Origin of the sequence: Deinococcus aquaedulcis, assembly GCF_019693445.1 — a bacterium.
Lineage (GTDB): Bacteria > Deinococcota > Deinococci > Deinococcales > Deinococcaceae > Deinococcus > Deinococcus aquaedulcis.
The window spans coordinates 79,446-101,225 of record NZ_JAHRBL010000013.1 but is presented as its reverse complement, the minus strand read 5'-3'; the positions used below and the strand labels follow the sequence as shown (position 1 = coordinate 101,225).

The following is a 21,780-nucleotide window of genomic DNA, read 5'->3' as shown; positions in this document are numbered from 1 at the left end:
CCACGCACAGCCCCATCAGGCGCGCAGCTTCCGTGTTGGTGCATTCATGCCGGGAGAAAAGCCGCAGGTACCGGAATGAGTTGCAGACCCCGCAGCGCCACTGAGGACCTGTGTCCGTTCTCTTTGGCAACTGAATGTGAGGGGGCCAAATCGAAATCACGTCTGGAAAGTAGGAGGTATGGTTGAGATGAGCAGGAATCAATAAGAGGGCCTCCCAGACAGAGAAAGTGGTAGGCACAACATTGAAAGGCCATTTTTTGGGCCCAGGGCGACCCAGGTCCCTCCCATCACACAGGGATGGCTTCACCTGCTCCCAGCCACGAACAGATCCGGTTGCGGCCGGCAGCCTTGGCGGCATACAGCTGGGCGTCGGCGGCCACCAGCGGCGCCGTTCCTCGCGCCGGGACCAGACCGCCCGATACGGTGAGACTGTCCGGCACCTGGGCCAGCCCAGCCAAGTGCGCCTGAATGTTGGCCCGCACCCGTTCGGCCACCAGCGGCGCGGCGTCGGGCTGGCAGTCGTGCAGCAGCACCGCAAATTCCTCTCCGCCCAGCCGGTATACCCGGTCCGAGGGCCGCACGCTCCGGCGCACCACACCCGTCAGCGCCGCGAGCACCCGGTCCCCGGCCTCGTGCCCATGAACGTCATTCACCCGTTTGAAGTGGTCCAGGTCCAGCAGCAACAGGTACGACGCCGGCCCCGCCTGCGGCAGATCCAGATCGAACTGGCGGCGGTTCAGGGCACCGGTCAGACCGTCGGTGAAGGCCAGCTGCCCCAGGGTGGCGGCGCTGTGCAGGGCGCTGAGGCGGGTCTGTACCACGAGGTGCCCGGCCACCATGCCGACGGTGCTCAGCAGCGTGTAGAGCGTGTACACCCCCATGGCTTCAAGAACCGATTTGCCCGCCAGGGTAAAGGCGGCAAACGTGGTGATGTTCGCCAGAGCGAAAATCTGCAGCGCTTCCCACCAGCGGCGGTACAGGGGCACCCCCCGGGTGTCGGGCGCGCGGGTAAACGCAGGGCGTCCCCAGCCGGCCAGCAGGGCGACCAGCACCAGATTGATACAGGCGGGCACCTTGCCCGGCCCCCCCAGCAACCAGCGGTACAGGCCCAGAGGGAGCGCCACCAGCAGCCCGGCCACCCAGCCATTGCGGCGACTGGCGAGCGCCACCGGTACCGTGCGGAAGTCATACAGCAGCCCCGGCGCCAGAGGAATGGTGTTCACGATCAGCAAAAAGCCCGTGGCGACGGCCATCAGGTACCGCGCCACCACCCAGGCCCAGCCTTCAGCCACCCGTACCCGCACATAGGTCAGGCTGACCACGAACAGTCCCGCCACCAGCAGCGCGAGATTGATCAGCAGGGCGTTGAGCAGCATGTCGGCCGGTACGCTACCAGCCCCCCCCTCACCACCGCCTGACAGCCACCTGGCTGAAGATGTGGCTGGGGCCTGCTGGTCCTCTATCCAGTGCTTTTTATTGGATTGGCCATCGCGCGACATCCATACTTTTGTTCTGACCCATGTGGAACCGTTCGGTCTTATCACGAGTGGTACTTGAAAGTGGGGGTAGACCGTTCGCCAATCCGAGATGGACAGTGAATTAATCGAGTTGGCCGATTCGCTGACAAACGGGCGCTGTTCAGCCTCTCTGTCGCCCAGGACGGGGATGTTTTAAGGAAGCTGCTGTTAAGCGCAAAGTGAAATGATCTCACAAGCCAGACAGTGGGCAAGTGCCGGGTTTGCAGCGTATCGGCACTTTTTGGCGACAAACCAAAGGCTGAGGCCGTGTTTCAGGAACAGCCCCAGCGGCCCCCGGGCTGCAAGCCAGGGGAAGTGACACTGCCAGGTACCAACCCGGCACTTCCTGGGATAGAGGTCTACCCCAGGTGCACTGGCCCTGGGAGAGGAGCGTCGGGGTGGGGCGCAGCGGTCTGGGACCGCTGCGGTGACCGAATAGACTGGATGGGTGACGACCTTGACTGCGCCCACGGTGCTCGACCAGCTCAAAGCGCTCGCACAGGACACCCGATATGAACTGGTGCGCCATCTCGCCCAGGGGGAACACTGTGTCTGCGACCTGGAAACCCTGCTGGGTCTGCCGCAATCCAAGGTGTCGTACCACTTGAACGTTCTCAAGGAGGCGGGTCTGGTCAGCGCCCAGCAGCGCGGCAAAAACATGTACTACCGGCTGAATACGGCGCCCCTGTTTCTGCTGGGTGGTCAACTCCTCACCGACCTGTTCCCCGACCATCCCGGCCTGATACATCAAACCAAATCGGTGTGTTAACGTGACCGGGTGCCCCGTGTCCTGATTCTCTGCACCCACAACTCCGCCCGCTCCCAGATGGCCGAAGCCCTGACCCGAGACGCCGCGCGGCGTCTCGAGGTGCCTTTGGAGGTTCATTCAGCCGGCACTGAGGCCACCCGCGTCAAGGACGACGCCAAGACGGTGATGGCGGAACTGGGGCTTGATCTCTCGGGCCACACCAGCAAGACGCTCTGGGACGTCCCCGACCCCCAGAACTTCGACTACGTGATCACCGTATGCGACAGTGCCGCCGAAGCCTGCCCGGTGTATCCCGGGCAGACCACGCGGCGGCATTACCCCTTCATGGACCCCAGTAGCGGCACCCTCGACCGCTGGCGCGCGGTGCGCGACCAGCAGAAGATGCGTTCGTGCAGGCCCTGAAGGATGGTCGGGACGTGCCGGCGACCTACCGCGACAGTCCTGCTGTGCTGGTGGCCTGAAAGTGAGCGTGCCGCTGTCCCGCGCGCTCACCGCAGAACTCCTGGGAACGGGGGCACTGGTGTTCTTCGGGCCAGGGGCCGCCGTGGTGCAGGCCCAGACAGGCCTGCTGGGTCATCTGGGGGTGGCCGCCGTGTTCGGGTTGACGGTCACGGCCGTGATTGCCGCGCTGGCCCCCATCAGTGGCGCGCACATCAACCCGGCCGCGACCCTGGCGCTGTTCCTGTCCGGGCAATTTCCCCGGGCGCGGGTGCTGCCCTATGTCCTGGCGCAGCTGGTGGGGGCGACGCTGGCGGCCCTTTTGTTGCTGGCGCTGTTCGGGATGGAGGGCACCCTCGGCGTGACGCTGCCGGCGGGCAGCGTCACGCAAGCCTTCGTCCTGGAACTGGTGCTGACCTTCTTCTTGCTGCTGGTGGCGCTGCGCTCGGGGCTGCCCTGGGTTATGGGCGGGGTGGTTGCCCTGGAGGCCACCATGGGCGGCCCCCTCACCGGGGCCAGCATGAATCCCGCCCGCTCGTTCGGCCCCGCCCTGGTGGCCGGCGTCTGGACGGCCCACTGGCTGTACTGGCTGGCTCCAGTGCTCGGGGCCGCCTTGGCCGTGGGTGTCAACCGCTTTCTGGCCCCCACCGAACCGCTCGAAGCACAGCCTCAGCGCGCCCAGGAGTTTCGTCCTGAAGGGGATTCGACATGACCGACACCCCTGCTCGACCCCTCCGTGTCCTGTTCCTCTGCACCAGCAACACGGCGCGCTCCAGATGGCCCAGGTGCTGCTGGAACACCACGGCGGTAACCGCTCTGCGGTCACGTCGGCTGTCCTGAGCCCGGCGAGGTCAACCCATGGACCGTGCAGGTGTTGGAAGAGGTAGGCCTGCCCACCGCACATCTTCAGGCCAAAGGGGTCAAGCCGCCGATTGCCGAGCATTTCGCCTTCGTCATCACCGTGTGCGACAGGGTGGAAGCGAACTGTTCTATTTTCCCCAATGCCACCTACCGCTGGGGCTGAGCCCTTGACGACCCGGCGGCAGTCACCGGCAGCGAGGAAGGCCGCCAATCGGTCTTCCGGCGGGTGCGCGACGAGACCGACGGGCGCATCCAGGCGTGGGTGACCGAACGTCGCTGACCAGCTTATTCCTCTATCGTTGCTCTTGACAACAATATAGTACGGATCTACACTTCGGTCATGACTGTTGCCAATGACAACGAAGTAGGAGTGGATTCTTCCCCCGGTGAACTCTTGCGCGCGGCGACCCGGCTGTTCGGGGAATTGCAGGGGCGGAACTTTGCCTGCTGTGACGTAAATTCCGCGACTCAGTGCGTGATTCTGACCACGCTGGTGCGCGAAGGCGAGCAGACCCTGACGTCGCTGGCGCGCCGTCTCAATCTGGATAAAGCGTGGCTGAGCCGCAGCACCGACGACCTGGTGGCCCAGGGGTACCTGCTGAAAGTGCCGCATCCCACCGACCGCCGTGCCCTGCACCTTCACCTCACCGCCACCGGGGTCCAGGCGGCCGAAGACTTGGACACCCAGCTCAACGCCCAGGCCGCCCGGGTGCTGGCCCGCTTTCCGGTGAGCGAACGGGCCCAGGTGCTGCGCGTGCTCGCTGGGTTGACCCAGGCGCTGCAAGCGGAACTCGACGGGGAGGAGGGGGGCGCGTGCTGACCCGGGTGGCGACGACGGCGGACCTTCCTCAGTTGCACACCTTCCTGCACAGGCTGGGGTTGCCGGTGGCGGGTCTGGACGAGCACCTGGCGCACAGTGTCGTGGTGGACGGTGAGGGTGGCCCCCACGCGCTGGCGGCGCTGGAAGTCCACGGTTCGGTGGGGCTCCTGCGTTCCGTCGCGGTGGCGCCCGAGCGGCGAGGCCAGGGGCTGGCACAGCACCTGGTGCAAGGGGTGATCGAGCGCGCCAGCGCACTCGGCTTGACCGACCTCTATCTGCTGACCACGACGGCTGCAGCCTACTTTCCGCGCTTTGGATTCCAGCCTGTTCCCAGGGACGTAGCCCCCGCCATGTTGCACGCCTCCCGTGAGGTTCAGGGGGTCTGTCCCGCGTCGGCCACGTTGATGCACCTCGCCCTCTTGCCCAGGAGTGTTGCCATGACCCAGACCCTGCCCCAGACGATCCCCGGCCTCACCGAGCCGACCACCACTGCCGCGCTGACCTCGGCGCTGCGGGTGCTGCCACAGCGCCCCCTTGAATTTCACCTGCACGGGCACGTCCTGGTGCCGGCGGGCTACCACGTCACGGAAGTCAAGGCTGTGACGATTGAAGCGATGGACTGCGGCGGCAACGCCGCCGCCTGGCGCGAGACGGTGATTCAACTGATGGACGGGAGTACGGCAGACGCCCAGGGGGGCTTCATGACGAACCGCAAGTTTCTGGCCATCTATGACCGCGTGGTGAAGCATATTCCTGTGCGGGATGAGGCGGAGGTGCGGTTCGAGTACGGGAACGCGAGCACACCGGCAATGCAGTATCACGTCACGCACGTCGACGCCCAGCCAGAGCGGGTCATCATTCACCTGCGGACCCCTGGGGTGCAGTGCAAAGCAGGGGACGCCTGCGGCCCCTCAGGAGAAGGGGTCAACGATGAATGTGCGCCTGCGTTGGGGTGCTGTGGTCCACAGCAGCCCATGACCCTGAGTTAGGGCCGAAGCGAAGCGGCGTCACGGGGCCTTTCAGGCCCCGTGACGTCAATGCGCAGCTTCAAGGCCGACATGCCTTATAGGTCGTGAATCACCTCACTTTGCGCTTGGGAGCAGCTTCCTTAAAACACCCCCAGGGCGCAGGCGACAGAAAGCCGCCCGGTGCCAGGATTCCGCACCACTGGTCAATCCCAGCGCCCACCGGGCCAGTTCGATACACCAGCACTAGAGGCGCCTGGTCAACGTCGCTTGACGCAAGCAGCCGTTGGGCGTGCCAATGCGACTGCAACCGGGGGTCATGCCCAGCTCGTCAGGGGCAAACGGCCGAATCACCCCGGCCTCTAGCCCCCTGAAAAGCACGGCCAGCACGCTCTAGCTCCATTGGCAGAACCTCAAGGGCAGTGCTTGTGACGGTCTGGTGAGGCCAGATCCGTTACCCTTCTGGCTATGTCGTTGTCAATTGGTGACCGGGTCCCCGAGCTGACGGCTGTTCAGGACAATGGCCGGCCTTACACCGCCACGCCGGGCCGCTGGCGGGTGCTGTTCTTTTTCCCCAAAACCGCCACCACGCACTGTCAGCTGCAGGCGCGCCGCTATCAGGCGCTGGTAGACGCCTATCAGGCGCTGGGCGTGGACGTGGTGGGGATCAACGGCGACCCCAAGCAGGACCAGGCCAAGTTCCGGGATCTGTGCAAACTGGATTACCCCTTGATCACAGACCGCGATCAGACGATCAGCGCGGCGTTTGGCGTGCTGGACGAGCCCTGGCCGGGCGAGGACGTGCGCCGGGCGCGCCGGGAAACCTTTCTGGTGGCCCCGGACGGCGTGGTTACCGACCACTGGACAGAAGTGAGCCCCGGTGAGGACGCCGCCACCGTGCTGGCGCGCGTTCGAGAGCGGCTCGAAACCGCGCTGGTGTAAGGCAGTCAGGCGTGCGCCCCTTTCTCAGGCGAGCGGCAGGCTGGCGGCATCGATACCCGGCAGCGGGCCCGGCTGACTGGCTGAGCCTCCACGAGGCAAACCCGTGACGGCCCTGCGCGCGCGGTTGACTGTTCAGGCCAGCGCCACGGGAACCACCCTGGTGCTGTCGGCCCTGAACACGTCCGACGAGGCGATCAAGGTGGTGCACCGCGTGCTGCTGCGCCTGCCCGGGGGCCAGAGCCTGACCCTGGACCCGGCCAGTGGGCTGACGAGCACCCAGCCTCTGCCCGCCATTCTGCACCCGGAAGACCGGGTGGCCCTGACCTTTCCCATCAGCGTGGTTCACGCCGCGCTGGCGCAACTGGCCCTCACGCCGCCCGTGGTGCTGGCGGCCTGCTTTGTGGATATGACAGGTGCGGAGTATCTCAGCCCTGGCGAGGCGGTGTCGTAGGCCAGACGATAAGCAGAAACCAGGAAGCTGGGAGGAGGCAAGCGGCCCCTGCCCAGCTTCCTCTTTGGGAGAGGACCAGCTGCCCCGCTTTTCCATGCCTTCACCCCCACCCTGAGCATTTCCTGATCTTCGGCGGCGCGCGCTCAGGGCGGCGTTATGCTGCGCGGCGATGAACTGCCCCCTGGTCCTCTGGCGCTCCGTTCCCGTTCCCTCTGGGGCGCGGACGGGGCCTGTGGGTCGGGGCGCGATGGGGGCCCAAGCATGACCCCGGTGCCACCGGAAACTGACCCGCTGCTGCAGGCGCTGGACGTGGCCGAAGCGGCTCTGGCGGACGCGACCACGCCGGCTGAAGTGCAGGCGCGCGCGGTGAACGCCTTCGCCTTCCTGGGCTCGGGTGTGACGGTGCAGTGGAGCACAGCTGCCGACCTGCCCGGCGAAGCGAATGATCTGGAACGGCTCTCTGTAGGCGGTGGGGGTGCCCAGCCAGCCTGGGCCGCGCAGGCCTTTGGGCAGGTGGGGGAAGCGTCCGTATTGCTCATCCAGCGTCCTGGCGAGCCCTGGACAGCGGCCGAGAGGGCCCAGTTGCGGGCGGCAATGCTCGTGGTGGGCCGCGCGCTGGACCGGGCCACCCAGGCGGAGCAACTGGCGGCTGAGCGTGCGGCGCTGGCGGCCTTTGCCGGGTTCAGCGAACAGGCCCTGCGCAGCACCGACGTGGCCGCCCTGACCCAGCGGGCGGTGGCGGTGCTGCGGGCCACCCTGGGATCGGTGGCCGCCGCGTATCTGGTGCCGCACGGACGGGTGTGGCGCGCGGCGGTGATCTCGGGCGGGGTGCCGCAGGTGCTGGCCGACCAGTTGCGCGCCGGGCTGCCCCTGCGCGGCGAAAGTGTGGAAGCGGCCCTGGCCTCGCGCGATCTCCTGTTCGTACCGCACTGGACGGCGCCCAGCCTGCCGGGTGTGCAGGCGTTCCGGGCGGTGGCGCTGCGGCCCATGCACCAGGGGGGCACGGTGGTGGGCCTGCTGGCCATGGGCACCGCGCAGGCCGACACCTGGACCGAGCGCGAACGCAGCGTGTTCAGTGCGGTAGGACGCAGCCTGGCCCTGGCGCTGGACCGCGCCCTGCAGGACGCAGGCCTGCGCGAGGAAAACGCCGCCCTGCACGCCCAGGCCCGCGCGCTGGAGGCCTTTGCGCAGCTGAGCGCCGATCTGGGCACCCAGGACCAGCGCCTGGCCCTGATTCGCCGCGCCCAGGAGGTCATTCTCTCGCTGATGCCCCGGGGCTTTGCGGCCTACTACGAGCTGCAGGGGGACCACTGGCAGGTGCGCTCGCAGGTGGGGCAGGTGCGCAGCCCAGCGCTGCAGGCCGCGCTGGACGCTGGGCTGGCTCCAGATGCGCAGAGCCTGCGGCTGCCCTGGGACAGCGGCGAGCCCTACTATCAGGCGGCTTACGACCCGCAGGCCGATGGCCTGAGCCTGCCGGAAGCGCCGGGCGCACTGGCCAGCCTGCCGCTGCAGGTGGGCGAGGAGCGTCTGGGCGTGTTCACGGTGGGCCAGTTCGAGGCGCAGCCCTGGACGGCGGGCGAACGCACCCTGCTGCTGGCCGTCACCCAGAGCCTCACCCTGGCGCTGGGGCGGGCGCGCAGCGTGCAGCAGTTGCAGCAGTCTGCCGCCGAACTGGAGCGCAGTAACCAGGCCCTGCAGGCGGCCAACGAGGAACTGGAAGCCTTCGCGTACTCGGTCAGCCACGACCTGCGCGCGCCGGTGCGGCACATTGCGGGCTTCGCCGATCTGCTGTCGCGGGCGCTGGACGACGACACCCGCGCCCAGCCCAAGGTGGCGCGCGCCCTGCAGGTGATCACCGACGCTGCCACCCAGATGAACGCGCTGATCGACGCCATGCTGAACCTTTCGCGCGCCGGGCGCCAGGAACTGCGGCTGGCCCAGGTGGACCTGGGCGCCCTGACCCGGAGCATCCTGGCCGAGCTGCAGCCCGAAGTGCAGGGGCGGCAGGTGGCCTTTGAAGTGGGCGCGCTGCCCACCGTGTATGCCGACCCGGCGCTACTGCGGCAGGTGCTGGCCAACCTGCTGGGCAACGCGGTGAAGTACACCGCCCGCTGCGAGCACGCCCGGATAGAAGTCTGGGCCGAGGAGAGGGCGCCCGGCTGGACCGTCCATGTGCGCGACAACGGCGTGGGCTTTGACCCGCGCTACAGTCACAAGCTCTTCGGCGTGTTTCAGCGTCTGCACCGCGCGGAGGAATTTGGTGGCAGTGGCGTGGGGCTGGCGAACGTGCGCCGCATCCTTCAGCGCCACGGCGGCACCTGGTCGGCCCAGGGGCAGCCGGGCCAGGGCGCCACCTTCAGCTTTACGCTGCCCCGACCAGCGAACTGATCGGCGCTTCTACGCAGTGATCACAACTTATTTGAGTCCCTCACGGCCTGACTACACAATTAGCGCAAAATTGTACGCCAAACGAAAATAGTCGTTTTGAACAGCATTTTCAGATGGGAATTGAAGAAAGGGTATACGGTGTGACCATCAGCCAAGCGAGGCGTCAGGCCAGGGTCGGTCTGCCGCCAACCACCCGCTCTGCAGTTGTGGCGACTTTGATGATGTGCGTCTGTCCTGAGATCCTCTGATGGACATTCGCTTTATTCAGGACGGCGCTGATTTCCTCGGTCTTGCCGGTCCCGCAGCGTGGCTGTGTTGGCCTCCTTGACCTTCTCCCAGAACGTCGCGTGATGGCGTCCAGTCGCTAGATGCTGGTGGATGGATAGTTCTTTCCTGAACACTTCGAGGTGCGCTGCAGCATTCCGCTGCGCGGCTTCGAACGCCTGGGCAATCACGCGGGCATCACCCTGCAGACCGGCTTGGATGAGCCCGGAGATGACCTGCAGCAACGCTCGCTGCTCTCGAATCCACAAACGCAGGTCGTCCATCGTGAGTTGTATGCCGCCCGGCTCTTCGTCCAAGCCGACGTACGACCGGATCAATGGATTGAGAACGGGCAGATCGAGCGGGTGGTCATTGACCTCCCACCATCGTTCAAGGGCCTGCATCTGCCAGTAGGGCGTGAGCTCTGGTTCTTCCTTGTCGTGAATGGTTGGGAGGCGGTCAAGTTCCTGCTCCAGCATGTACACCTGCCACTCACGCCGCACGAAGAATGCGGGCAAATCTTCTAGAGCGGCCAGGCGCTTGAGCGCGTCCTTCGCTTCCTGACGAGCATCGTCGTCGTGCAGACAGGCGAGATCGGACATGGGCACCAGCGCTGCATCAGACGCCGTGAGCAGTCGCGCCTCCGCCAATGCTCGCACGTCCGCCACGGACAGGAACATGGTGGGCCAACCAACCAGTACGGCCGACCAGCTCAAAGATAAGAAGGGATCGTCCACGATTCACCATAGCGATCGGAGCGCTGTGAAGATCGACTGCATCAGTATTCTAGCTTCTGCCCTATGGAGAACACTGTGTGGAACGACGATTTTCCCTTAGCGTACAATTCTACGCCAATCGTGTAGTCAGGCCCTCACGCCTGGGAGCGTTTTTCGCTTTGTGTCTGGAGCATGATGACCCCAGCGCCGGAACAACGCGGCCCAGGCTGCTCGGTGTGCCATTGCAGACAGGGGCTGGCTTCAGGCGTGGCCGCCTGGAGGTCGTCTGCCATCAGCAATCAAGACGAACCTTACGTTTTCAGGCGCGGCCTTTGTCTGCTCACTCTGCGTGGCCTCTGTGCCTGTCTACTCGAACAGAGCGTTGGTGTGAGATGGGCATTCACACCTGCCGGGCACTGACCCCGTAAACGCAGCGAACGACGTCCACTCAGGATGATGCCGGAACCTGGGCCCCTTCCTCGCCCTGGGCTGGCGGTTCAGCAGGCGGCCACTGCGGCGCCGACAACCGGGCCTCCAGTTGTGCGGCGCTGAGCGGCCGGGCAAAGTGGTAACCCTGGCCCAACTCGCAGCCCAGTGCTGCAGCGGCGGCGGCCTGGGCCGGGGCCTCAATGCCCTCGATGACCACCTGCGCCCCCTGGGCCTGCCCCAGGGTCACGATGGCCCGCACAAAAGCGTCGTTGCCCTCGTTCAGGGTATGGACGAATGAGCGGTCAATTTTCAGCACGTCCACTGGCAACTGCCGCAGGTAACTGAGGCTGGAGTACCCGGTGCCAAAATCGTCCAGCGCAATGCGCACGCCCAGTTCGCGCAGGGCCCGCATCTTCTGGGCCGAGGCCTGGGCGTCCTGAATCAGGGTGCTCTCTGTCAGTTCCAGCATGACCGCCTCGCCCGGCACCCCGTGGCGCGCCAGGGTCTGCACCACGCCATCCACAAAATCGCCCAGCCCGAACTGCGAGGCCGATACATTCACCGACACCGTCAGGGTCGGCGCGGCGTCCCGGCGCCACTCCCCCACCTGCCGCACGGCCTCGGCGAGTACCCAGGCGCCCAGCTGCGGCATCAGGCCACGTTCTTCGGCCAGCTGCACGGTCTTCAGCGGGGATACGGGGCCCAGGGACGGCGAGGTCCAGCGCAGCAGGGCTTCCACTCCCCGCAGCTCACCGCCCGGCAGCGCCACAATCGGCTGATAATGCAATTCCAGGGCGCCGCTGGCCAGGGCGGCGCGCAATTCCTCTTCCAGCTGAATCTGCTGCAACTGGGCGGCGTGGTCGCGCGCGTCGTAAAAGGCCAGGGCGTTGCGGCCCATGGCCTTGGCGCGGTACATGGCGAGGTCCGCCTGATGCAGCGCGGTGGCGGCGTCCACCGCGTCGCTAGGACACACCGCAACCCCCACACTGGCGGTCAGTTCCAGGTGCTGGCCCATCAGCTCTACTGGCTGCCGCACCCCACGCAGCAACCGCTGGGCCAGGGCCTGCAGACGCTGCTGGTCCTGGGCAATGGCCACCACCACAAACTCGTCGCCCCCGAAACGCCCCACGATGTCGGCCGCGCGGGTGCTGGCGCGCAGCCGCTGGGCGAACTGCCGCAGCATCTGGTCGCCGGCCGCGTGGCCCCAGGCGTCATTGATGTGCTTCAGGCGGTCCAGATCCAGAAACATGACGCCCACCACCTGGCCCTGCGCCTGCGCGGCCTGAATACAGTGGGTCAGGGCCTCGTGCACGGCGCTGCGGTTGAGCAGCCCCGTCAGGGCGTCGTGCCGGGCCTGCCGCTCCAGGGTGCGGTGCAGGCGCCCAGTATCCACCAGTGCCAGCACCTGACGAACAAACAGCAGCGCCAGCAGCAGCGGCGCGGCCCGCCACAGCGCGTGCCCGCCCTGCAGGCCGGGCCCCAGAAAAAACACGGCGTAAGGCAGGGTGAGCGCCAGAGACGGCAGCACATTCAGGCGGTGGCGCCGCGCGGCCGACAGGGGGAGGGGCATGCTGGACAGGGCCTGCGGGTCCCGGGCAACCAGATGCACGTAGGCAGCGCTGCCGAACGCCACAAAGGCCAGCGGCCACAACAGGTCCAGCGGCGCGCCCAGCAGGTAGGCGCCGCGCGCGGCCTGCTGGGCGTACACCGTGTGGGCCACGCACAGCACCGCCAGGCCGCTGCCCAGCAGTACCAGTTGCATCTGGCCCAGGCCCCGGGGCTGCCACACCGCCGCGACCAGTGCCAGCGCCACCACCACCAGGTCCGACAGCGGGTAGGCCATGGCCACGGCCAGGGCAAAGGGCTGTCCGGCATACAGCGTGAGCACCGGCGCCACCGAAGACGCCCAGAGGGCCGTGCCCAGCGCCAGCACGATCAGGGCCACGTCCAGCACGAAGCCCAGGGCCAGCAGGCGCGAGGGCAGAGGTTGCCAGATGTGCAGCGCCCCCAGGAAAAAGCAGGGTGCCAGGAGCAGGTACCCCACGTCGGCCAGGGAAGGGAACGGCGAGGCCCCCGAGAGGTCCAGCCACGCGTACGCCACCTGCCCCGCCGCCCAGCACAGCAGCCCCGCTGTAAACAAGACCCAGGCGCGGCGGGTCTGGCCCGCGACGCGGCGCGAGAGGGTCCAGCTCAGGGCCGCTGCCAGCAGGCAGGGGGCAAAGAAGATCAGATTGCCCAGCACCGGCCGCAGCGCCGCTGGCTGGGCACCGGTCGCCACCCATCCAGCATGCAGCAGCGCCGAGGCCATCAGCGCTCCGAACAGCAGATGTGGCTGGCGCCAGCGGTTCACGGGACTCTCCTCACTTCCTTGACTGCAGGCGACTCACAGGTCAGCGGGCACCCACCTCTATTCTTGAGAAGGCCCCTTTACATAAGGATCACAGATACAGATCACCCTAGATCATGAGAAGTTTGCCACGGCAGAGTTCTGTCCCTCCCGCAGTAACATAGGGTAAGCGGCCCGAGGTAGTCGTCTTAAGACGACTGCAGCAGCGCCCTCAGGTGAGCTCATCATGAAAGCACTACACTTAGACGCCGCCCACAGTGTGGTCTCCTGGTGCTTTGGCCCGCATTTCCCTACTTCTTCCCCCTTAAGGAGCCCTTCATGCGTCGCACTCTCCCCTGCGTCCTTCTGACCGCCCTCCTGCTCCCCGCTTGCAACCGTCTGCCTGCTCCAGAGGTGCAGCGGCCCACCAGCATTCTGACGGTGGCCACAACGCCAGCGGTCAGCAACGAGACCCTGGAACAGCGCTACGGCGGCAAGGTGGCTCTGCGCACCGAGACCTTTGCCGTGCTGGGGAACCCCACCCGCGCGCCCCTGCAAGCACAGAGCGGCGGCACGCAACCGGAACCCAACCAGGACGTGCTGTCCGTGCCCTCCGATACGCCGCCCAGCTTTTGGAGCAGCGCCAGCAAAATATCCTGGGAGCGCAGTACTGGCGACCTGTGGTCCAGTACCGTGACCGACTGGAGTGCGGCTGCCCAGCAGCTGTGGTCGGGGGGCATCTACCAGGGTTTGCCCACCAATACGGCTGCGTGGCGGCGCATTGGCCTGGACGATGCCTATGCCGACAGTCGCCTGGGGGCGGGGCGCGTGATTGCCGTGATTGACAGTGGTCTGGACCTGCAGCACCCCATGTTCACCCACCTCCTGAGCGACCCCGCCACGTGGCGCGATTTTGTCGACGGCGACGCGCGGCCCCAGGATGAGGGAAGGGCGGGCGAGGGCGCCTCTGGGCACGGCACCGTGGTGGCGGGTATCGCCGCGCAGGTGGCTCCTCGTGCCAAGATCATGCCGCTGCGAGTGCTGGACCACACCGGCCGGGGCGACGCCCTGAGCGTGGCGTCAGCCATCGTGTGGGCAGTGGACCACGGCGCCGACGTGATCAACCTCAGTCTGGGCACCGCCGAGACCTTTGACGTTCTGCAGCAGGCGATTGCCTATGCCAACAGCCGGCAGGTGCTGGTGGTGGCGGCGGCAGGCAACAGCAACCGCCCCGAACTGGACCACCCGGCCGCTGACTTTGCAGGGCAAGCACTGAACGTGGCCGTGGGCAGCGTGGACAGCAACGACCTGAAAAGCTCGTTCTCGTCGTACGGCACCGCCGTGGGTCTGATGGCCCCCGGTGAGCAGGTGGCCGCGCCGTACCCCGGTGCGCGGGCCGGGCAGTTCAGCGGCACCTCCATGAGCACGCCTGTGGTGGCCGGCGCCCTGGCACTGGGGCTGTCGCAGGGGGCCAGTCCGGAAGAGGCTCTGGAGACTCTCCAAGACGAGGCGGTGCGCCTGGACCCACTGCCCGGCAACAGTGCCTACCAGGGGCAGCTGGGTGCCGGGCGCGTGAACCTCAGCGACTTTCTCGACGAGCTCGATGATTGATTGGAAGTCCGGCCCAGACCAGCCGATCTGGCGGGCTGAGGGGGGTCCACTGGCCTGGGCCGACGCCCGGCCAGCGGAGCCCTTGCCCCCCTCGCCTTGTCTTGTCGCGAGGCCCAGTGGACGAAGTGACGCTCTCGTGCTCCTTGACTGGGTTCAGCCGCAATTCCGTCCTTACGCACCGCGCCCCCCCACCTGATGCCAGACACGCTGCAGGAAGTCCTGAATTTGCTGGACAGAGGCGAGTTGGAGGCCGCGCATACCGCGTTGGCCTCGCTTTCTGCTGCCGATCTGCCCTATGCCAGGGGTGAGTACCACAAGGCGGCCGGCGATCTGGCGCAGGCCCAGCAGGACTTTGAACAGGCCCGCGAGACCGCGACCCTGCGTGGCGACCTCGCAGCCCAGGCGCGCAGCCTCGTGCAGCTGGCCCACCTCCACCACCTGCAGCTGGACAGTCCGGAAGCGCTGCGCCTGTTGCAGGAAGCGGCCCAGTTGCGCGGGCGGCTGGGGGATACGGTGGGCCGGGTGAACGTGCTGTGTAACATGGCCGGCATCTGCATCACGCTGAACGATGACTATCAGGCCATGCTGGCGCTGCAGGAAGCGCAGACTGCCCTGAACCAGATGCCGGCCAGCGAGATTCCCCTGAGGGCCGAACTGCATTTTCTGAACACGCTGGCCCGGGCCCTGACCTCGCAGGGGAAGCTGGACGAGGCGGCCCACCAGTACCGGCGCTGCCTGGAACGGGCGCGGGGCGCCGGGGCCACCAGTGCGCTGTTTCTGGCGGCAATCAACCTGGGGGACGTGTACCTGCAAAGGGAGCGCTACGCCGAGTGCGTGGCCCTGCTTGAACCTCTGATGCAGGAACCCGAACTGCCCAGTCTGCCGGACATGCAGGCGTATGTGCAGCTGAATCTGGCGCAGGCCCTGTTTCACCTGGAGCACCCGGAGGCGCGGGCCTACGCCGAGCAGGCCCAGGCCACCTTTGAGGGGGTGCATGACCCCGACGGGGTGATGGCCACCCAGCTGCTGCTGGCGCGCATCTACCAGGGGGCCGGCGAGCACGATCTGGCCCGCGCCGCCGCTGCCCGGACCCTGGAACTGGCGACAACGGACCGCCGCAAGCAGGTGGAGCTGGACGCGCTGAACATCCTGGCCGAGCTGACGGAAACTGAGCACCCCGCGCAGGCGGTGGCCTACCTGCGGCAGGTACTGGCCCTGCAGAGCGAACTGAACGCGGCCTCTCAGGACCAGCACCTGCGCGAGCTGACAGCACAGGCTGCCCTGGACAGTGCCCAGCGGCGTGCCGCCTACGAGCAGGCGCTGCGCCTGCAGGCCGAGGAAACGGTGCAGCGCCAGCTGCAGGAACTGGAACGCGGGCGGCTGTACGACCCATTAACTGGCCTGCCCAACCGGGTCATGCTGCGCGCGCAACTGGACCAGCAAGTGGAGCGCGCCGGGCGCCAGGGCTCTGAATTTCTGCTGGTGTCGGCGGACCTCAACCGCTTTCAGCTGGTGAACGATGCTTACGGCCAGGACGCGGCTGACGAAGTGCTGCGGGTGGTCGCCGGTCGGCTGCGCGCGGCGCTGCAGGACGACGAGATGGTGGCGCGGGTGGGTGGTGACGAATTTGCCTTGCTGCTGTTGGCGGGCCATGGCCAGGGCTCGCTGGACGAGCGGCTGCAACAGGTGCTGACGGCCCTCAATACCCCGGTGTCCCTGGGCGAGCACGCCGCGCGGCTGTCCTGGAGTGTGGGCGCGGCGCACTGGCCCAGCGACGCCCGCGAACCCGAGGCGCTGCGCCAGGCCTCGGAACTGGCGCTGAACGACGCCAAGGCCCAAGGCGAGGCCTGTGTGGCTTATGACCGCCGCGCCCACGCCCACGCGGGCCTGGAAGGCGCGCTGGCCCGCGCGCTGGAGCGCGGCGAGTTCGAGCTGCACTTTCAGCCCATGGTTGATGTGCGCTCGCGGCAGGTGGTGTGCGCTGAGGCCCTGCTGCGCTGGCGCAGCGCCGAACATGGCTTGCAAAGCCCGGGGATCTTCATGCCGATCCTGGAACGCAGCGGCCAGATCGTCGAAGTGGGGGCCTGGGTGCTGCAGGCCGCCTGCGCCCAGGCAGCGCGCTGGGGGGGCACGCGGGTGGCGGTGAACCTCTCGGCGCAGCAGTTTGCCCGCGCGGACCTGCGCGGAGTGGTCCACGCGGCGCTGCGGGGCACTGGCCTCCCGCCCGAGTGCCTGGAACTGGAAATTACCGAAAGCCTGATGATGCAGTCCCCCGAACGTGCCGCCCGGCTGCTGGCCGAATTGCAGGCCGATGGCGTGCGGGTGATGCTCGACGATTTCGGCACCGGGTACAGCAGCCTGGGGTATCTGGCGCGTTTTCCACTCAGCGGCATCAAGATTGACCGGGGCTTTGTGACGGCCCTGCAGGAACAGCCGGACGGACGCGACGCGGCGATTGTGCGGGCGATGGTGGGCCTGAGCCGTGACCTGGGCCTGGAACTGGTGGCGGAAGGGGTCGAAACGTTGCGGCAGGTGGACCTGCTGGCCACGCTGGGCGTGCATGTCATGCAGGGGTACTACTTTGCGCGTCCCACCGCCAACTGGCACCCGCCCGCCCCGTAGGACCTCAGCAGCCCAGTCTCCCTCAGCGCCAGGAGCGTTCCTCAGGCGGCAGGTGGCCCACTTCGTTGAAGCTGTCCAGGCTGACGCGGCCCCGGCCAAAGCTCAGGCGGGTAACCGAAGCGTTGCGCACCCGCCAGTTCAGGGCCAGGGCGCTGGCAGGAGGCGCCTGCAGTACGTGGGCCACGACCAGCGCGATCACGCCGCCGCTGGTGAACACCACGGCCCTGGACCCGGAGGGCAGGGTGCAGAGGTCCTGCAGGGCGGCCGTCACTCGCGCCTGGAACATGGGCCACGGCTCGACTGTAGGGTGAGTCAAGGTGCCAGCCTGCCAGCCTTGGGCCACCGCTTCGAGCACCCCTTGAAAGGCCCGCTGCCGCTCGGTGGGAGGCAGAGGTTGGCGCAGCTGGGCCAGCCACGCGGCCACTTCTGGGCTCTGCGCCGCCAGTTGCGGGGCCAGCACCCGCATCAGCCCTTCACCGTCGTATTCGGCCAGGCGGGGGTCCACTGAGGGGATGGGCCAGGGCAGACCTGCGGCATGGGCGGCCAACTCGGCAGTGTGACGCTGGCGCACCAGGGGGCCATGCACCACATGGGTGGGGGTCAGTCCCTCAGCGGCCAGCCACGCCCCCACGCGGCGGGCCTGTACCTCTCCCAGTGAGGAAAGTTGGTCGGTGTCGGCTTCAAAGGGGGTGGCCTGCCCATGGCGTACCAGCAGCAGTTCAGCCATGGGCGGGCGGACCCACCCGGTCAATACGGCGCTGCGCTTCGGTGATCAGCCACGCGGCCTGGGCGGCCAGGGGGGCGAAGCGGGGGTCCTGGGTCTGGCCGGCCCGGTAACGGGCGAAGATCTGCAGCACGATCACCGCCAGCTTGAAATGCCCCAGCACCTCGTACCACGGCAGGCTGCTCGTCACATGACGAGCAAGGCGGGCTTCGTAGTGCGCCACCAGTTCGTCGCGGCCCAGGAAACCGGGGGCCGCCGCGCCCACCCGGTTTGGGGCGCCGCCGGGCAGCTCCGGCAGCGTCCAGTAGGTCAGGGTCAGGCCCAGGTCCACCAGGGGGTCGCCCACCGTGGTCATCTCCCAGTCCAGCAGGGCCGTCACGCGCCCGGGGTCCTGGGGGTCGAACATCAGGTTGTCCAGCTTGAAATCGTTGTGCACCAGGGTGTGCGCGCTTTCTGTGGGGGTGTGGGCCTGCAGCCACGCCATGACCCTTTCGTCGGGCAGGGTGTCAGGCAGGTCGCCGCTTCCCTGCAGGGCGGTGCGGGCGCGGCGCCAGCGGCCGGACCATCCTTCCACCTGCCGCGCGTTAAAGCCCTCGGGGCGGCCAATGGCGCGCAGGCCAGCGGCGTCAATATCTACGGCGTGCAGGTCGGCCAGCGTGCCAATCAGTGCGGCCGAGAGCTGCGCGGGGGCTTCCGGGCGGGCCACGTACTCGGGGGGCAGGGCCGTGCGCACCACCACGCCCCGGCGGCGTTCCATCAGGTAGAAGGGGCGGCCCAGCACCGTCTCATCCTCGACCACGAGCACCGGGCGCGGAGCCACTGGCAGCACCGGGTGAATGCGGGACAGGAGGGCCGCCTCCCGCGCCATATCGTGGGCGCCGGGCGCCACGGGACCCAGCGGCGCCCGGCGCAGCACGTATTCGGTGCCGCCCAGGCGCAGCAGGTAGGTGAGGTTGGAAAAGCCGCCTGGAAACTGCTCGACCTGCAGGGCGTCCACGTCGCCCGGCACGCGGCCCCGCAGGGCTTCGCGCAGGGCCTCCAGGGGAAGTTGCTCACCGGGGCGAACCGGCGTCGTCTCAGGGCGGGTCACTGGCGGCACTCCAGGGCCCAGCGGCCAGCCCTCACGCCTTCCCCAGCAGGGTCATGGCCTTCGTGCGCAGGGCGCGCATTCGCGCAATCCAGCCGTCGTAGTCGGCGGCCTTGAGCGCAAAGCCCTTCAGGGTGGTGGGGTGGGTGGTGATCAGAAAGGCCTCGGCTCGCAGGGCGGCCAGGGTCTTGTCCACCAGTTCATCGGTGGTGATAGCGGTCTGCTGCAGCAGCGGCGCGTGCGCGATCATGGGGGTCCACACCCCTTCCGGGCACAGACAGGCCACGCGGATGCCCCGGTCGCCGTAGGTGATTGCCAGCCATTCGGCCAGGGCCAGCGCGCCGTGCTTGCTGACGGCGTAGGGCGCCGAATGCAGTTCAGTGAGCAGCCCCGCCGCCGAAGCCGTATTCAGCAGGTAGCCCTCGCCGCGCGCCAGCATGTGCGGCAGCAGGTGCCGGGCCGCCCACACGTGGCTCATGACGTTCACCCGGTGGCTGAGGTCCCACTGGGCATCGGGCGATTCGGGGCCCTCCCCTATCGCCACACCGGCGTTAGAGCAGAAGAGATCAATGCGCCCTTCATGGGCCAGCACGCCCTCGATCAGGCCCTGCACGCCTGCCTCGGTGCCCACGTCGGCGGCCACGAAGCGGGCGCCAATGTTGGCGGCGGCCCGGGCACCCTGCGCCGCGTTCCGGTCAGCGGCTACGACGGTGGCCCCCTCCTGCACAAAGCGCGTGGCCAGCGCCAGCCCAATCCCGGAGGCCGCTCCGGTGACCACGATGATTTTGCCCGGCATCTCCATCTTCAGTCCTCCTGGCGGCGCGCGTGCCGCCCCAGTTCCACTTTGGCCACCGTCTCGGTGTGCACGATGTCCGGGCCGTCGGCCAGCCGCAGGGTGCGGGCCTGGGCATACATGAGGGCCAGCGGCGTGTCCTGGCTGACCCCGGCCCCGCCGAAGACCTGAATGGCGCGGTCGATTACCCGCAGGGCCACATTCGGCGCCACCACCTTGATGGCGGCAATCTGCCCCCGGGCGGCGCGGTTGCCCACGGTGTCCATCAGGTGTGCGGCCTGCAGCGTCAGCAGCCGCGCCTGATCAATCTCGATACGCGACATGGCGATGGCCTCGCGCACATGCTGGTGGCCGGACAGAGGCTTGCCAAAGGCCACCCGCCGCTGGGCGCGCTCGATCATCAGGTCCAGGGCGCGCTCGGCCTGCCCGATCAGGCGCATGCAGTGGTGAATGCGGCCCGGCCCCAGGCGCCCCTGCGCGATCTCGAAGCCCCGGCCCTCGCCCAGCAGCAGGTTGGTGGCCGGCACCCGCACGTCGCGGAAGGTCATCTGCGCGTGGCCGTGCGGGGCGTCGTCGTAGCCAAAGACGGTCAGCATGCGCTCGGTGGTCACGCCGGGGGCGTTCATGGGCACCAGAATCATGCTCTGCTGCTCGTGGCGGGGGGCCTGCGGGTCGGTCTTGCCCATGAAGATGGACACGGCGCAGCGGGGATCACCGGCGCCACTGGTCCACCACTTCTCGCCGTTCAGCACGTACTCGTCGCCGTCGCGCTCGATGCGGGCCTGGATGTTGGTGGCGTCGCTGGAGGCCACGTCCGGCTCGGTCATGGAGAAGGCCGAGCGGATCTCGCCGCGCAGCAGCGGCCACAGCCACGCCTCCTGCTGCTCCGGGGTGCCATAGCGGGCCAGCACCTCCATGTTGCCGGTGTCGGGGGCCGAGCAGTTAAAGACCTCCGGCGCCCACCACACCCGGCCCATCAGTTCGCACAGCGGCGCGTACTCCAGGTTGGAGAGGCCGGGACCAAACTGGCCCTGCGGATCGCTGGCCGGCGGCAGAAAGAGGTTCCACAGGCCCTCGGCGCGCGCCTGCTCTTTCAGGGTTTCCAGCAGGGGCAACGGAGCCCAGCGGTCTCCCGTATCAATCTGGCGGCTCACCTCTGCCTCATTGGGGTAGATGTGGGCGTCCATGAAGCGCTGCAGACGCGCGTGCAGATCACGGGTACGGGGGGAAAGGTCAAACAGGGTCATAGGGAGTTTCTCCTTCAAGAACTGCTTTCAATCGCTGTTGCCCCAGACCAGCACGCCGGATCAAGGCTCGGGGCTGACGAAAGCAGGCAGGGGGTCCTGCTCGCTGTGAACCTCGACCCAGATCCACGCCTCGTAGGAGTCGCGCAGTTTCTGTCGGTCCACACGAATCCAGGGAGGCAACACGTCTGTATCGAGCCACTGGGCTGTCTCGGGCGCGATCCCTCGCCAGTACTCTCCCGCCGTTTGAATGACTGCGAAACCTGTACCTCTGTATGGCGGCGCGGCAAAATGACCCTCCAGGGCTTCTCTGAGTCGGCCAAGTTCGTCGGAGAGAGGCACCAGGAACCCTTCCTGCTCCGGCTGAAGACACACGGTGCCGCAGGCTTGCTGGGCGTAGATGACCCCAGAGGGCGAACAGACGATCACCGCTGGGAAATCCAGCAGCAGGCCAAGCTCAACCCGCACGCCCTCTCTGTCCCCACTCACAGCGGCTCCTCTTCCGGGTGGAGCGGCCGGAAGCCCGCCCGGTCGCCCTCAATGCTCAGCAGCATGTCGCGGTAGCCGGTGCCGCGTGGGCCGCGCAGCACCAGCCCCAGGGCCAGAATCCGTTCCAGGCTGGCTTCGGCCTGCGCCAGCACTGCCGGCGAGTCGTCGTCGGCCACCCGCTCGGCCCACCGGGCATCCTCTTCGAAGAGGGCGCGGTAGGGTTCGAACGCCGGGGTGGCCTCGAAGCGGCCACGAAGAGCGAACATGTCGGTGTCGGTGACGGTCAGGGTGCCCAGGACCACGCCGGTCATTTCCAGGGTATAG

19 protein-coding genes and 1 pseudogene are annotated in these 21,780 nt (G+C 67.5%); 11 read left to right on the top strand and 9 right to left on the bottom strand.

From position 1 onward, the window contains the following. Positions 1–287: 287 nt before the first annotated feature. On the bottom strand, positions 288–1,376 hold the full coding sequence (locus tag KMW22_RS14450; protein ID WP_221090751.1) for a diguanylate cyclase: 1,089 nt from the start codon (positions 1,374–1,376) through the stop codon (positions 288–290). Positions 1,377–1,965: 589 nt separating this feature from the next. Here KMW22_RS14450 and KMW22_RS14445 point away from each other — a divergent pair. The 9 genes and pseudogenes from KMW22_RS14445 to KMW22_RS14405 all read left to right on the top strand — a co-directional run bounded on the left by KMW22_RS14445 (position 1,966) and on the right by KMW22_RS14405 (position 9,151). Next, complete coding sequence (locus tag KMW22_RS14445) at positions 1,966–2,286, top strand: ArsR/SmtB family transcription factor (RefSeq protein WP_221090750.1); 321 nt, start codon at positions 1,966–1,968, stop codon at positions 2,284–2,286. A gap of 9 nt (positions 2,287–2,295) precedes the next feature. Continuing rightward, a pseudogene (locus KMW22_RS14440) lies at positions 2,296–2,747 on the top strand (arsenate reductase ArsC). Between the two features lie 2 nt (positions 2,748–2,749). Next, positions 2,750–3,436 carry an MIP/aquaporin family protein gene (locus KMW22_RS14435; protein ID WP_328774714.1) on the top strand — a complete coding sequence of 229 codons (687 nt, stop codon included), beginning with the start codon at positions 2,750–2,752 and terminating at the stop codon, positions 3,434–3,436. A gap of 153 nt (positions 3,437–3,589) precedes the next feature. Continuing rightward, positions 3,590–3,748: a low molecular weight phosphatase family protein gene (locus KMW22_RS19400; protein ID WP_235692983.1), complete on the top strand. Its 159-nt coding sequence runs from the start codon at positions 3,590–3,592 to the stop codon at positions 3,746–3,748. A 177-nt stretch (positions 3,749–3,925) separates the two neighbouring features. Next, positions 3,926–4,405: a MarR family winged helix-turn-helix transcriptional regulator gene (locus KMW22_RS14425; RefSeq protein WP_221090749.1), complete on the top strand. Its 480-nt coding sequence runs from the start codon at positions 3,926–3,928 to the stop codon at positions 4,403–4,405. Continuing rightward, positions 4,399–5,394 carry an arsenic resistance N-acetyltransferase ArsN2 gene (arsN2, locus tag KMW22_RS14420; RefSeq protein ID WP_328774713.1) on the top strand — a complete coding sequence of 332 codons (996 nt, stop codon included), beginning with the start codon at positions 4,399–4,401 and terminating at the stop codon, positions 5,392–5,394. Before KMW22_RS14425 ends, arsN2 begins: the two co-directional genes overlap by 7 nt. Before the next feature lie 444 nt (positions 5,395–5,838). Further along, positions 5,839–6,312, top strand: coding sequence for a peroxiredoxin (locus KMW22_RS14415; protein ID WP_221090748.1), 474 nt, complete (start codon positions 5,839–5,841; stop codon positions 6,310–6,312). A gap of 103 nt (positions 6,313–6,415) precedes the next feature. Next, positions 6,416–6,763, top strand: a complete 348-nt coding sequence (locus KMW22_RS14410; RefSeq protein WP_221090747.1) for a hypothetical protein — start codon at positions 6,416–6,418, stop codon at positions 6,761–6,763. 261 nt (positions 6,764–7,024) lie between these two features. Continuing rightward, positions 7,025–9,151 carry a sensor histidine kinase gene (locus KMW22_RS14405; protein WP_221090746.1) on the top strand — a complete coding sequence of 709 codons (2,127 nt, stop codon included), beginning with the start codon at positions 7,025–7,027 and terminating at the stop codon, positions 9,149–9,151. A 260-nt stretch (positions 9,152–9,411) separates the two neighbouring features. On the opposite strand, the gene KMW22_RS14400 is transcribed toward KMW22_RS14405, so the two are convergent. Together KMW22_RS14400 and KMW22_RS14395 are read right to left on the bottom strand one after the other, a co-directional pair. Then, positions 9,412–10,152 (bottom strand): hypothetical protein, encoded by a 741-nt coding sequence (locus KMW22_RS14400; RefSeq protein WP_221090745.1) that lies wholly within the window; start codon positions 10,150–10,152, stop codon positions 9,412–9,414. A 427-nt stretch (positions 10,153–10,579) separates the two neighbouring features. Next, positions 10,580–12,910, bottom strand: coding sequence for a putative bifunctional diguanylate cyclase/phosphodiesterase (locus KMW22_RS14395; RefSeq protein WP_221090744.1), 2,331 nt, complete (start codon positions 12,908–12,910; stop codon positions 10,580–10,582). A gap of 315 nt (positions 12,911–13,225) precedes the next feature. On the opposite strand from KMW22_RS14395, the gene KMW22_RS14390 reads away from it, so the two are divergent. Beyond that, complete coding sequence (locus tag KMW22_RS14390) at positions 13,226–14,497, top strand: S8 family serine peptidase (protein WP_221090743.1); 1,272 nt, start codon at positions 13,226–13,228, stop codon at positions 14,495–14,497. A gap of 195 nt (positions 14,498–14,692) precedes the next feature. After that, a complete protein-coding gene (locus KMW22_RS14385; RefSeq protein WP_221090742.1) occupies positions 14,693–17,119 on the top strand; it encodes an EAL domain-containing protein in 2,427 nt (808 codons plus the stop codon). 22 nt (positions 17,120–17,141) lie between these two features. Here KMW22_RS14385 and KMW22_RS14380 read toward each other — a convergent pair whose 3' ends face one another. From KMW22_RS14380 to KMW22_RS14355, 6 genes are read right to left on the bottom strand one after another with little or no spacing between them, the layout of a single operon-like run. Beyond that, entirely contained in the window at positions 17,142–17,846 is a 705-nt protein-coding gene (locus tag KMW22_RS14380) for a histidine phosphatase family protein (RefSeq protein ID WP_221090741.1), read from the bottom strand. Continuing rightward, positions 17,839–18,933, bottom strand: coding sequence for a phosphotransferase family protein (locus KMW22_RS14375; protein WP_221090740.1), 1,095 nt, complete (start codon positions 18,931–18,933; stop codon positions 17,839–17,841). Before KMW22_RS14375 ends, KMW22_RS14380 begins: the two co-directional genes overlap by 8 nt. A gap of 31 nt (positions 18,934–18,964) precedes the next feature. Then, on the bottom strand, positions 18,965–19,732 hold the full coding sequence (locus tag KMW22_RS14370) for an SDR family oxidoreductase (protein ID WP_221090739.1): 768 nt from the start codon (positions 19,730–19,732) through the stop codon (positions 18,965–18,967). Between the two features lie 2 nt (positions 19,733–19,734). Continuing rightward, entirely contained in the window at positions 19,735–20,970 is a 1,236-nt protein-coding gene (locus KMW22_RS14365) for an acyl-CoA dehydrogenase family protein (RefSeq protein ID WP_221090738.1), read from the bottom strand. A gap of 60 nt (positions 20,971–21,030) precedes the next feature. Continuing rightward, positions 21,031–21,435, bottom strand: coding sequence for a DUF6210 family protein (locus KMW22_RS14360; RefSeq protein ID WP_221090737.1), 405 nt, complete (start codon positions 21,433–21,435; stop codon positions 21,031–21,033). 17 nt (positions 21,436–21,452) lie between these two features. Next, a complete protein-coding gene (locus KMW22_RS14355; RefSeq protein WP_235692982.1) occupies positions 21,453–21,767 on the bottom strand; it encodes a hypothetical protein in 315 nt (104 codons plus the stop codon). Positions 21,768–21,780: the final 13 nt, after the last annotated feature.